The 12610-nt window shown below is 73.9% G+C and carries 8 protein-coding genes; 6 read left to right on the top strand and 2 right to left on the bottom strand.

Going from position 1 to position 12610, the window contains the following annotated elements; translation table 11 throughout:
- Positions 1-227 precede the first annotated feature (227 nt).
- The 6 genes from ABD339_RS04265 to ABD339_RS04240 all read left to right on the top strand — a co-directional run bounded on the left by ABD339_RS04265 (position 228) and on the right by ABD339_RS04240 (position 9967).
- Positions 228-1280 carry a glutamate ABC transporter substrate-binding protein gene (locus ABD339_RS04265; protein ID WP_344562361.1) on the top strand — a complete coding sequence of 351 codons (1053 nt, stop codon included), beginning with the start codon at positions 228-230 and terminating at the stop codon, positions 1278-1280.
- A 65-nt stretch (positions 1281-1345) separates the two neighbouring features.
- A complete protein-coding gene (locus ABD339_RS04260; protein WP_344562209.1) occupies positions 1346-2689 on the top strand; it encodes a coiled-coil domain-containing protein in 1344 nt (447 codons plus the stop codon).
- A 17-nt stretch (positions 2690-2706) separates the two neighbouring features.
- Complete coding sequence (locus ABD339_RS04255) at positions 2707-5469, top strand: serine/threonine-protein kinase (protein ID WP_425575882.1); 2763 nt, start codon at positions 2707-2709, stop codon at positions 5467-5469.
- 2 nt (positions 5470-5471) lie between these two features.
- Complete coding sequence (locus ABD339_RS04250; protein ID WP_344562359.1) at positions 5472-6956, top strand: PP2C family protein-serine/threonine phosphatase; 1485 nt, start codon at positions 5472-5474, stop codon at positions 6954-6956.
- Positions 6957-7119: 163 nt separating this feature from the next.
- On the top strand, positions 7120-8475 hold the full coding sequence (locus ABD339_RS04245) for a vWA domain-containing protein (RefSeq protein ID WP_344562205.1): 1356 nt from the start codon (positions 7120-7122) through the stop codon (positions 8473-8475).
- A 37-nt stretch (positions 8476-8512) separates the two neighbouring features.
- Entirely contained in the window at positions 8513-9967 is a 1455-nt protein-coding gene (locus ABD339_RS04240) for an FHA domain-containing protein (protein ID WP_344562203.1), read from the top strand.
- Here the strand turns inward: ABD339_RS04240 and ABD339_RS04235 are convergent.
- Positions 9948-10961, bottom strand: a complete 1014-nt coding sequence (locus ABD339_RS04235) for an N-acetylglucosamine kinase (RefSeq protein ID WP_344562201.1) — start codon at positions 10959-10961, stop codon at positions 9948-9950. The genes ABD339_RS04240 and ABD339_RS04235 overlap by 20 nt on opposite strands.
- The gene (locus ABD339_RS04230; protein WP_344562199.1) at positions 10958-12226 is read right to left on the bottom strand and encodes a 6-phospho-beta-glucosidase; all 1269 of its coding nucleotides are present in this window, start codon (positions 12224-12226) and stop codon (positions 10958-10960) included. The genes ABD339_RS04235 and ABD339_RS04230 overlap by 4 nt, the downstream gene beginning before the upstream one ends.
- Between the last annotated feature and the right edge of the window lie 384 nt (positions 12227-12610).

Below are 12610 nucleotides of genomic sequence, written 5' to 3'. Positions count from 1 at the left end.
ACGAGGAGCACCGCGACCGCGAGGACGGCCGGTACCCGCACGGGGGATTCCGGAACGGCTCGGGCCATCAGCAGCGCGACGGCCACCAGGAGCGCCGACGGCACCAGTGGCGTCAGTGGTACCAGGGGCGCGAGGCGCGCCGGGAGCGGGAAGAGCGTGGAGGCGGCGTACGCGGCATCTCCGGGCGCCCCGGCGTGCGGTGGCCGCGCCGTAGGCCGGCCGCGGTGATGGTGAGTGTTCTCGCCGTCGTCGCGGCGGTGCTGGGCTCCACCGTGCTGTCCACGGCCGGAAACGGCCATGGCGCCTCCTCCGGCGGGCGCGCGGAAGCCCGGGGCGGCACGGGGGCGCAAGCCCGCGCGGGCGCGCACGGGCGCGGCGCCGTCCCCGGGGACGCCGCGGCCGGGCGGCCGGAGTCCGCCGCGCGCCCTGGAGCGGCCCCCAAGCCGGAGAAGTGCGCGGACGGGAAGAATCCGGCGGCGAGCCTCCAGCCGTCCGGTGCGGAAGGCGCCGCGGTCAAGCGCATCAAGAAGAAGGGCAAGCTGGTGGTCGGCGTCGATCAGAACAGCTACCTGTGGGGCTATCGCGACCCGGCATCCGGTGACATCGAGGGCTTCGACATCGACCTCGTCAAGGCCATCGCCCGCGACCTGCTGGGCGACGGCGGCGCCGACAAGGTCACCTACAAGACCATCCCGACCGACCAGCGCATCCCCGCCATCCAAAGCGGCGAGGTGGACATGGTCGTCCGCACGATGACCATCGCCTGTGACCGCCTCGACAAGGTCGCCTTCTCCACCGGCTACTTCGAGGCGGGCCAGCAGCTGCTGGCGCCCAAGAAGAACGCGCGGGTCAAGGGATTCGACAAGAGCATGCGCGGCAAACGCGTGTGCTACGCCTCCGGTTCCACCGCCGAGTCGATGATGAAATCCCCCAACTACCGGGCGCTGGGCGCGAAGCCGGTCGTGGTGCCCAACCAGCTCGACTGCCTGGTGCGCCTCCAGCTCGGGGAGGCCGATGCCACGGTCACCGACAGCGCCCTGGGCGCGGGGCAGGCCGCGCAGGACCCCTCCGTCGAACTCATCGGTGAGCCGGAGACGGTGGAGCCGTACGGTGTCGCGATGAACCTCAAGGACAAGGACCTCGTCCGGCGGGTCAACAAGGTGCTGGGGGACTTCCGCAAGAGCGGATGGCGGACCTCCTACGACCGTTGGCTGGCCGACGACATGATGGGTACGGAGGACAAGAAGCCCTCACCGCCGAAGGCGCTCTACCGCGACTGACCCGGTGCCCCGGCACCACTGAGCCGCACGGGGCCATCCGTACGAGAGAAACAGCGAGGTGATTGATGGGGCCCGCGGGACCCACCGGACCGGTGATGAGCCGGGAGGAGGCCGACCGTGCTCTGGGGCGCCTTGACGCCGAGCACGAGGCGGTCGAGTCGTCCCTGCTGGCGCTCCAGGACCACGCGGGGCGCAGGCTGCTCGAAGGCGCCCAGCTCTCCGGCACCACCGAGCGCCGCTGGGCGCGCGCCGAGGCGGCCATCACCCTGCTGTGGAACGGGTTCGAGACCTACTCCCGCACCCTGAAGGCGGCGCGCGAGCTGCGGGAGCGGCGCCGCTGGCCCAGCCGGGACGACCTCGTGGAGCTGACCCGGCTGCTGCGCGGCACGCTCACCGTCTCCGGCGGAGCCCTCGGCCAGGTCGGCACTGCCGGAGCCACCGGCTCCGGTGGCGCGGGGCTGACCGAAGCCCCCAAGCTCGCCGAAGAACTGACCCTCAGTCAACTCGTGGACCGGATGAACGACTGGTACGCGCAGGCCCTGGACGTCGTCGCCGCCGCCGATTCCGTGTGGTCGGCGCTGCCCGCGCGGATCGACCTCCTGGCCGCCGAACTGGGCCGGGTACGCTCCCTGGCGCACTCGGTCGGCGTACGCCCTGGCGAGCATCCGGCAGCCGACGATCTGGAGCGCACCACGGCCGAGCTGACCGCGCTGCGCGCCGAGGTGCTCCGCGACCCGCTCGCCTTCTGGACGCCCACCGGAGGAAGCAGCGCCCCGGGCGGCGGCCGTCCCAACACCACCCGCTATGACGCGGCGGCGCGGGCCCTGGAGGAGGTGCGGCGCGAGATCGACGCCGTGCTCGCGGTGCGCCAGGACGCCGAACAGCGGCTGATGAAGCTGCGCGACGTGCTCTCGCGCGCCGATCGCACCCTGGCCGAGGCCCGCTCGGCGCGCGGTGAGGTGCTGGCGAAGATCGCGGCATCCGAGGTGCCCGCCGTCAGCGGCCCGCCCACCGCGCTCCAGGAGCAGCTCACCACCGCCGCCGAGCACCGCAGGCACGCGCGGTGGCACCGGCTCTCCCCGCTGCTGGAGAGCCTGGAACTGCGCGCCGAGGAGGAGCTGGAGCGCGCCCGCGACCAGCTGTCGGCCGTCACCGCGCCGCTGGCGGTACGTGCCGAACTGCGCGGCCGGCTGGACGCGTACAAGGCGAAGGTCGCGCGGCACGGCATGGCCGAGGACCGCATTCTGATCGAGCGCTACGACGCGGCGCGCCGGATGCTGTGGAGCGCGCCATGCGACCTGCGCGCCGCCGAGGACGCGGTGCTGCGCTACCAGAAGGCCGCACAGGACGTCCTGGTGCCCCGGCAGCACGGGGAAGCGGGCGGAGCGATGAACATGGGGGCAGAGTGAGCGAGCAGACGAGCGCGCTGAACAGACCGTGCCAGCGCCCGCAGTGCGAGGGCACCTACGAGGACATGGGCGGAGGCGAGTTGTACTGCGACACCTGCGGGCTCGCACCCGTGGTGGCGTCCGGCGGGCTGCTCGGCGCCACACCGACCGGCCTGACGAGCGCGGCGCGCGGCAGTCGCTCCTCCGGTTCGGCGCGCTCGGGATCGTCCTCGCGCGCCTCGGCGCGCACCTCCGCACGCTCCCAGTCCTCCCGCCGTTCGGTCTCCGGCAGGCTCTCGCGCTCGCTGTCCGGGCGCGTCTCGACCCGGTCCGTCTCGGTGCGCGCCGGATCCTCCGCGAAGAGTTCCTCGCGCGGCCGGCTGGGCGCCGGGCTCGTGCAGGTGCCCGATGTGGCCAGGCCCGATCCCGCCACGGTCGTGCTGGAGAATCCGGAGGTCCCCGAGCGCAAGCGCTTTTGCAGCAACAGCGACTGCGGGGCCGCGGTCGGCCGCTCGCGCGGCGAGCGGCAGGGGCGCACCGAGGGCTACTGCACCAAGTGCGGCCACCCGTACTCCTTCGTGCCCAAGCTCAGCACCGGCGACATCGTCCACGGCCAGTACGAGGTGGTGGGCTGCCTGGCACACGGCGGGCTGGGCTGGGTCTACCTCGCCATGGACCACGCCGTCTCCGACCGCTGGGTGGTGCTCAAGGGCCTGCTGGACACCGGAGACGAGGACGCCATGGCCGCCGCCATCGCCGAGCGGCGCTTCCTGGCCGAGATCGAGCACTCCAACATCGTGCGGATCTACAACTTCGTCGAGCACCTCGACCAGCGCACCGGCAGCCTCGACGGCTACATCGTCATGGAGTACGTCGGCGGCAAGTCCCTCAAGGAGATCGCCAACGAGCGCCGTACGTCCGACGGCAGGCGGGACCCGCTCCCGGTCGAGCAGGCGTGCGCGTACGGCATCGAGGCGCTGGAGGCGCTCGGGCACCTGCACAGCCGCAATCTGCTGTACTGCGACTTCAAGGTGGACAACGCCATACAGCAGGCCGATCAGCTCAAACTGATCGATATGGGCGCGGTGCGCCGGATGGACGACGACGACAGCGCCATCTACGGCACCGTCGGATACCAGGCGCCGGAAGTCGCCGAGGAGGGCGCCTCGGTCGCCTCCGACCTCTACACGGTGGCCCGCACGCTGGCCGTCCTCACGTTCGACTTCCAGGGCTACACCAACGTCTACGTCGACAGCCTGCCCGAGCCGGAGAACATCGACGTCTTCCAGAAGTACGAGTCCTTCTACCGCTTCCTCGTGCGCGCGACCGACCCGGACCCGCAGCGCCGCTTCTCCTCCGCCGAGGAGATGGCCGCGCAGCTGCTGGGCGTGCTGCGCGAGGTCGTCGCCGTCCAGACGGGCAGGCCGAGGCCCGCCTTGTCCACGCTCTTCGGACCCGAACTGCGCGTCGTGGACACGGCGCTGCTCGCCCAGCTCTCCGGTGACGCCTCGCTGCTGGGCGCCCGGGAGACGGCTGCCGGGCCCGGTCGCCGGGGCAGACGGCGGGCGCCCGCGGGCGCGGCCGGTGTCTCCGGTGCGCCTGGCGTCCCGCGCGTGCCCGGGGGGCCCGCGCCGGTCGCGGTTGCGGCGGCCCCCGCCCAGCTCCCGGGCCAGGCGCCGGTGCCGGGCCAGAGCCCGGTGCCGGGCCGGACCGGGTCCCAGGACCCCGCTCCGCTCCAGGAGTCCGACGGGCTCTCCGCCGTGCCCGCGTCCCCCCACGGGGCCGCGGCGCCCGGGATCTCACTGGTGCCGCTCCAGGCCCGGCTCACGGCGATGGCGCTTCCCGTACCGCGGGTGGACCCCGCCGACCCCAACGCGGGCTTCCTCGCCGGGCTGCTGGCGTCGGCGCCTGCCGAGCTGCTCAGCGCACTGGAGAACGCCCCGGCCGACTCCCTGGAGCTGCGGCTGCGCGAGCTGCGCGCGCGGCTGGAGATGGGCGACCCCGCCGCGCCGACCGGCATCCAGGGCAAGGCCCCGGCGCGGGGCGCGGCCACGGCCGCCGAGGCACTGGATGCCCTGGAGGCCCGGCACGCCGATGACTGGCGAGTGGTGTGGTATCGCGGTCTGTCGTCCCTGGTGAGTGGCGACAAGGAGACCGCAGCACTCTCCTTCGACGCCGTATACGACGCTTTTCCCGGCGAACCGGCGCCCAAGCTGGCGCTCGGCATCTGCGCCGAGGTGCTGGGCCAGCTCGACAACGCCGCCGAGTACTACCGCCTGGTGTGGACGACCGATCCCGCGTATGTGAGCGCGGCCTTCGGGCTGGCGCGGGTGCGGCTCGCGGCGGGCGACCGGCCTGGCGCCGTGGGGGCGCTGGAGTCGGTGCCGGAGGCGTCCATCCACTTCACGGCCGCCCGGGTGGCCGCCGTGCGCGCCAGGCTTCGGCAGCGCTCGCCCCACGAGCCGCTGCTGGCCGACCTGGAAGCCGCCGCGCGCCAGGTGGCGGACCTCCAGCACGTCGGTCTGGACGCGGTGCGCAGGGAAGAGCTGACCACCGAGGTGCTCGGCTGCGCGCTCGATTGGGTGCTGTCCCAACAGGGCCCCGGCGGCGGCGCTCCCGGCGCCGCACCTGGTGCCCCGCCCGGCGCCGCACGGCTGCTGGGCTGCCCTCTCACCGAGGAGGGGCTGCGCTTCGGACTGGAGCGCTCCTACCGGCTGCTCGCCCGCCTCGCGCAGACTGGTACTGAAAGGATCGAACTGGTGGAACGGGCCAACCGCTTCCGCCCCAGGACGTGGGTGTGACGATGCCACAGCTCGACCAACTGTCCGTGTGCCCCAGCTGCGCGGAGCCGCTTGAGGAGGGCGACCGCTTCTGCGGCGCCTGCGGCACCGACCTGGTGGCCGCGGCGGCCCACGGCGCCGGTGCCGCCGGACCGGCCGGCGACGGCGGGACGCCGGACCGCAACGGGGCCGGCCCCGCGGTGGCCCGCGTCGTGGGTTCCGGCGCCGGTGGCTCCGGCGGTTCCGGTGCGGCGGGTTCCGGTTCCGGTACCGCGGGTTCCGGTGCCGCGAGCGCCGGGGCCGTGGGTTCCGGCGACATGAGGGCCGGTGACGCGGGTGCGGGCCCGGGCGCCTGGGGAAGCGTGCCCGCTCCCACGCCCCCGCCACCGGCTGTCCCGGCGCCGACCGGGCCGACACCGGCCGAGCCGGACTACACGCTGCCGCCGCCCGGCGACCCCGGCGCCACCTCGCCCGGCCCCGGCACCCCCGATCCGCGTACCGCCGACCCCCGCACCGCCGTGGACGAGCCGGGCGGCGCCGCGCCCAGCGGAGAGCCGCACAACGGGCAGCCGCCCGGCGGGCTCTCCAGCGGGCCCGAGGCACTCGGCCCCACCTGTGTGGCCTGCGGCACCGGCACCATCGACGACGACGGCTACTGCGAGCACTGCGGCCACAAACAGCCCCGCGAGCGCGACCACATGGAATCGGCGCTGGACACCGTCGCGGCGGCCAGCGACCGGGGGCTGCGCCACCACCGCAACGAGGACTTCTACGCCGTCACCGAGACCGAGACGGCCGAGGGCCGCCCCGCCACGATCGCCGTCATCTGCGACGGCGTGTCCTCCGCCACCCGCCCCGACGAGGCGTCGGCGGCGGCGGCCGAGGCGGCCAGCGTCTCGCTGCGCGCCGCGCTGCCGCGCGGCTGCCACCCGCAGCAGGCGATGCACGACGCGCTGATCGCCGCCGCCGAGGCGGTCAACGCGCTGGCGAAGGACGGCCCTGTGGAGCCTTCCAAGAACGCGCCCGCGTGCACCATCGTCAGCGCGCTGACCGCCGAGGGGATCCTCACCGTCGGCTGGGTCGGCGACAGCAGGGCCTACTGGATCCCCGACGACCGCACGGCGCAGGCCGCCCGGCTGACGGAGGACGACTCGTGGGCCGCGCAGATGGTGGCCGCCGGGCTGATGAACGAGGCCGAGGCGTACGCGGACTCCCGAGCCCACGCCATCACCGGCTGGCTCGGCGCCGACGCCTACGAACTCGACCCGCACACCGCCTCGTTCAAGCCGGACCGGCCGGGTGTGGTCGTGGTCTGCACGGACGGGCTGTGGAACTACGCGGAGTCGGCGGAGGAGATGGCCGCCGCGGTGCCGCCCGATGCCCTGGCGAGGCCGCTGCATTCGGCGCAGCACTTGGTCGGCTACGCGCTGGACGGCGGCGGGCACGACAACGTAACAGTGGCCGTCGTCCCGTTCCCCGCGCAGCGCGGGCGGGCAGGATCGGCCTGATACGGGGGGTGCGACGCGGGGGGCTTCGCGCCGGGGCCGGGTGCAGGGGCCGTCCTGGAGCTGACGGGGGGAAGTACGGCGGCGGCTGCGCGCTTGCCCTCCCTTTTTCCCCTTGCCGTGCCTTTGTCTACTTGTCGCCGTAGAGCATTCTGGAGCGGAACACATGGCCAACTTCAGCAAGTCGAACACGCCGCGCTTCTCGGTGGACGTCTACCAGAACGAGTACCTGCCCGAGGGCGCGCGCGAGGTCAATGCGATCGTCACCGTCACCGCCACGGGCGGCGGCACTCTGGGCGGCCGGCCGCTGCGGATCCCGGACCCGGGGCGGGCCGCGGCGGCCGAGGGGGCGAACGCCGCCGTCGTCATCATGGTCGACTGCTCGGGCTCCATGGACTATCCGCCGGTCAAGATGCGCAACGCGCGGGCGGCCACGGCAGCGGCCATCGACACGCTCAGGGACGGCGTGGCCTTCGCGGTCGTGGCCGGGACCCACCAGGCCAAGGAGGTCTTCCCCGGGGAGGGCGGGCTCGCCACGGCGGACGCCGCCACCCGCGCCGAGGCCAAGGACGCGCTGCGCTCCCTCTCGGCATCCGGCGGCACCGCCATCGGGACGTGGCTGAAACTGGCCGATCAGCTCCTCTCCTCCTCCGACGCCGCCATCCGGCACGGAATCCTGCTCACAGACGGGCGCAACGAGCACGAGAAGCCCGAGGACCTGAGGGCCGCGCTGGACGCCTGCGCGGGGCGGTTCACCTGTGACGCGCGGGGTGTGGGCACCGACTGGGAGGTCAAGGAGGTCACCGGCATCGCCTCGGCGCTGCTCGGCACCGCCGACATCGTGGCCGACCCCGGGGGCCTGGCGGCGGACTTCACGCAGATGATGGAGAACGCCATGGGCAAAGAGGTCGCCGACGTGGCGCTGCGCCTGTGGACCCCGCTGGGCTCCGAGGTCAAGTTCGTCAAGCAGGTCGCCCCCACGGTGGAGGACCTGACCGGGCGGCGCACCCAGTCCGGCCCCCGCGCGGGGGACTACCCGACGGGGTCATGGGGTGACGAGTCGCGCGACTACCACGTATGTGTGGAGGTCCCCGCGGCAGGCGTCGGCCAGGAGATGCTCGCGGCGCGCGCCTCGCTGATTCTCCCCGCTCCGGACGGAGGCACTCCGCAAACCCTCTCGCAGGGACTGATCCGGGCGGTGTGGACCGATGACATGGTCGCCACCACGTCCATCAACCCGCAGGTCGCGCACTACACGGGGCAGGCGGAGCTGGCCCAGGTGATCCAGGCCGGTCTCGATATGCGAAAGTCCGGGGACGAAGCGGGAGCGACCGCCAAACTCGGACGTGCCGTGCAGTTGGCGAGCGCCTCTGGGAACGCGGATACTGCGAAACTGCTTTCGAAGGTGGTGGACGTGGTGGATGCCGCGACGGGTACTGTTCGACTGAAGGCGAAGGTCGCCGAAGCCGATGAGATGACGCTGGAGACGCGGTCCACGAAGACCGTCCGCGTAAAGAAGTAGCGGAAGAAACAGGAGTACGGAGGGGGAGGCACTCACCATGCCGACTTGCCCGAACGGTCACCAGTCGGCGGCCGACGACTGGTGCGAGGTCTGCGGTCACCGCATGACCGGCGCACCCGCCGCGCCCGCTGGTGCCGTACCGCCGCCTCCTCAGCCGCCCGGCGCGCCTGGCGGCTACGGATACCCGGGCCCCGGCCAGGGCGCCCCCGAACAGGGGCCCGGCCAGCAGCAGTCCCAGGCGGAGCTGTGCCCGCAGTGCGGCACGCCCCGGGAGATGCAGGCGCCCTTCTGCGAGGGGTGCCGCTACAACTTCCTGACCCACTCGCCGACCACCTACGCGCCCCCGGCCGGCCAGCATCCGGGCGCGCCCGGCGGCGGTCAGGGCGCCCCCGGCGGCTTCCCCGGCCAGAGCGCGGGCCCCGGCCCTCAAGGTCCGGGTCCCCAGGGTCCGGGTCCCCAAGGCCCAGGCCCGCAGATCCCGGGCCAGGGACAGGGACAGGGACAGGGACAGCACCAGCATCAGCACCAGCCGTCGGTCCCGCACCAGGGCGGGCAGCCGATGCAGCCCTACCCCGGCGCGCCCGCCAACGGACAGGGGGCAGGGCACGGCGGTCCCGGCCAGGACCCGCAGGGCTTCGAGTACGAGCGCTCCCAGCCCTCCGAGCTGCATCGTCCCGCCGAACCGCTCTTCCCGTACAGCGGGGAGCAGCAGTCCGCCCAGTCGAGCGGCGACTGGGTGCTCTCCCCGCCCGGCTCCGTGGAGCAGCAGCAGGCCGCAGCCGCCGCGCCGTCGGCCCCCGCGCCACCTCTCCAGCCACAACAGCCCCAGGCACCCGAGGGTCCGCAGCCCCCGCGTCAGCCCGGTCCGCCGGGCCTGCCCGGCATGGGCGGCCAGGCGGCTCCCGGAGCGCCGGGTGCGCCTGGCGCCCCGCCGCAGCAGGGCGGCCCGGGACAGCCCGCCGAGTTCCCGCAGCAGGGCCAGGGCGGGCGGCAGGAGTACGGACAGCCGGGCGGCGACTACGGCAGGCCGGATGAGTACGGGCAGCAGCAGCCCGACTTCGGCCGTCCCTCCGGTCAGCAGCCGGGCGGTCCCTGGATGGCGGTGATCGCGCCGGACCGCGGGTACTTCACGGCGATGATGGGGCGCAGCGGCCCCGAGGCCGCCGCGCTCAACCTGCCCGCCTACTCACCGGAGCAGCAGCTTCCGCTGACCGGGCCGCAGATCACCATCGGCCGCCGCCGCGCCTCCACGGGCGAGGCCCCCGACATCGACCTGGGCCGGGCCCCGGAGGACCCGGGCGTCTCCCACCAGCACGCCGTCCTGGTCCAGCAGCCCGACGGCACCTGGTCGGTCGTCGATCAGGACTCCACCAACGGCACCACCATCAACGGCGCCGAGGACCCGATCCAGCCCTACGTCCCCGTTCCTCTCAAGGACGGCGACCGGGTGCACGTCGGCGCCTGGACGACGATCACGCTGCACCGTACGTAGCGCGCAGCCGGGCGTGGGCCCTCTCGCCGGCCTGGACGCGGTCCAGGGCCAGCAGGCCCGCGCCCAGGATCGGCGGCGCGTGGACGGTGTGCGGGACGGCCCTGGGGGCGCGCTGCGCCAGCAGCTCCGCAAGTCCGTCATCCAACAGCTCCTGGTCCGCCGTCAGGATGCCGCCGCCCAGGTGGACGGGGGTTTCGGTCTCCAGCAGGTCCAAGCGGTCGAGGGTGACCGCCACGAGGGAGGCGATCTCCTCGGCCTGCCGGTGCACCAGCGCGAGGGCGATGCCGTCGCCGCCCCGCGCCGCCTCGAACAGGAGCGGGGGCAGCTCGTGGCGGCGGGCGCCCGGAATCTCGCGCAGGTGCAGCGCCGCTATGAGCGCCCGCATCGAGGACAGCCCGAAGTGCGCGGGCAGCGCTCGCGCCAGCGCGGTCGGGCCGCCCCGGCCGTCCTCGGCGCGGGCCGCGTGCCACAGCGCCGCGTCGGCCAGGCCCCCGCCGCCGCCCCAGTCCCCGGACAGCCCGCCGACGGCGGGGAAGCGGTGGACACGGCCGTCCCCGGCACTGCCCACGCAGTTGATGCCCGCGCCGCACACGACGGCCACGCCGTGCCGCGGCGAACCGTCGTCGGGCGATCCCGCGCGCAGGATCGCGAAGGTGTCGTTCATCACCTGCGCGGCCTCGCCCCAGCCGCGCGCGGCGACGGCCTCCCGCAACTCCCGCTCCTCGCACGGCAGGTCGGCGTTGGCCAGACAGGCGGCCACCTGTCCGAAGCGGCCGGGCGCGCCCGTCGGCAGCCCGGCGTCGGCGGCGGCCCGCTCCACGGTGGCGCCCAGCGCCGCCATGGCGGCCTCGACGCCCACCGAGGGCGGCTGGAAGCCGCCTCCGCGCGCCGAGCCCAGGACACTCCCGTCGAGGCCGACGACGGCCACGTCGGTCTTGCTGTTGCCCGCGTCGATCGCCAGGCAGGGCGCGCCGGACCGGGCGGGGCGGCTCATGCCCACGCGAGGTGCTCCCGGTTGTGGGCGAGCAGGAGGTCGGTCAGCCGTTCGGCACGGTCGTACTGCCCGATGAGGGGGTGGGCCAGCAGCGCCTTGAAGACCCGGGCCCGGCCGCCGTGCAGCGCGGCCTCCAGCGCGAGCCGCTCGTATGCGGTCACATGCGAGACCAGACCGGCGAACAGCGGATCGAGTTCCGGCGCCGCCAGGGGCACGGGTCCCTGGCCGGAGACCCGCGCGGGTACCTCCACCACCGCGTCGTCCGGGAGGAAGGGCAGCGTCCCGTTGTTGAGCGCGTTCACCACCTGCACGCTCGCCTCCTGCCCGGAGCCGAGCAGCGAGGCCGCCAGGGCGACCGCCGCCTCCGAGTAGAACGCGCCGCCCCGCTCGGCCAGCAGTTCGGGCTTGTGCGCCAGCGCCGGGTCCGCGTACATCTCCAGCAACTGGCGCTCCATGGCGGCCACCTCGGCGGCCCGGGAGGGCTTGGTACGCAGCTCGTCCACGACGGCGTCGTGCGCGTAGTAGTAGCGCAGGTAGTACGAGGGCACCACGCCGAGGCGTTCCAGCACGGCCTCGGGGAGCCGCAGATGTTCGGCTATCCGGTGGCCGTGTTCGGCGAGGAGCCCGGGGAGTATCTGCTCGCCATCCGGTCCGCCGAGGCGTACGCCCAGCTCCCAGGTGAGGTGGTTGAGTCCGTAGTGCTCCAGATGCACGCGTTCGGGCGGCACTTCCAGCAGGTCGGCGAAGGTGCGCTGGAGATGGATGGCCACATTGCACAGCCCCACGGCCTTGTGGCCTGCGGAGAGCAGGGCCCGGGTGACGATGCCGACGGGGTTGGTGAAGTCGATGATCCAGGCATCCGGTGCGACGGTACGCACCCGTTCGGCGATGTCCAGGACGACCGGAACGGTGCGCAGCGCCTTGGCGAGCCCGCCCGCGCCGGTGGTCTCCTGGCCGATGCAGCCGCACTCCAGGGGCCAGGTCTCATCCTGTGCGCGGGCCGCCTGGCCGCCGACGCGCAACTGGATGAGCACCGCGTCCGCGCCTTCGACGCCCGCTTCCAGGTCGGCGGTCGTGGTGACCGTCCCGGGGTGGCCCAGGCGGGAGAAGATGCGGCGGGCCAGGCCGGAGACCCGCTCCGAACGGTCCGTGTCCGGGTCGATCAGCACGAGTTCGGTGACCGGCAGGGTGTCGCGCAGCCGGGCGAAGCCGTCGATGAGTTCGGGGGTGTAGGTCGAGCCGCCACCCACTACGGAAAGTCGCACGATCCCTTGACTCCTGTCCGGGCGGGCCTTCGCCGAAGACCGCTCAGCGCTCGGCCACGGCAGCCGAGTTGATGTCGTTGTGGTCGCGGCCTTCCCGGGGAACGGGCCCGCCCGTGGGCCCCGCACCCTTGGGAACAGCCCCTTTGAACATCCCTTGGAAATCGTCAGGAGGGCCTCCCCTCCGTAGCGGGACGGTAGGACCACACCCGGGCCCCGTCAACGGGCCTTCGTCTCCCGGGGGTTGTGGGGGCGCGGAGTGCGGGAGCGGCGCGCGCGGCGCCGGAGGAGCCCTTTCCGGTACGGGGCCGGGAGCGATCCGGCCGGCGCGCGCGAGCAACCACGCGCCGGGGCGGCGCGAGCGCACGCCGGGGCGGCCCTGTTCCG

It is taken from the genome of Streptomyces axinellae, assembly GCF_039532135.1.
Lineage (GTDB): Bacteria > Actinomycetota > Actinomycetes > Streptomycetales > Streptomycetaceae > Streptomyces > Streptomyces axinellae.
The sequence above is the reverse complement of the archived record's forward strand: the minus strand, read 5'-3'. Positions and strand labels throughout refer to the sequence as shown.

Bases quoted from the DNA above. Each gene is read 5' to 3' on its own strand.
- ABD339_RS04265 (WP_344562361.1), top strand. From the start codon at position 228: ATGGTGAGTGTTCTCGCCGTCGTCGCGGCGGTGCTGGGCTCCACCGTG.
- ABD339_RS04260 (WP_344562209.1), top strand. From the start codon at position 1,346: ATGGGGCCCGCGGGACCCACCGGACCGGTGATGAGCCGGGAGGAGGCC.
- ABD339_RS04250 (WP_344562359.1), top strand. From the start codon at position 5,472: ATGCCACAGCTCGACCAACTGTCCGTGTGCCCCAGCTGCGCGGAGCCG.
- ABD339_RS04245 (WP_344562205.1), top strand. From the start codon at position 7,120: ATGGCCAACTTCAGCAAGTCGAACACGCCGCGCTTCTCGGTGGACGTC.
- ABD339_RS04240 (WP_344562203.1), top strand. From the start codon at position 8,513: ATGCCGACTTGCCCGAACGGTCACCAGTCGGCGGCCGACGACTGGTGC.
- ABD339_RS04235 (WP_344562201.1), bottom strand. From the start codon at position 10,961: ATGAGCCGCCCCGCCCGGTCCGGCGCGCCCTGCCTGGCGATCGACGCG.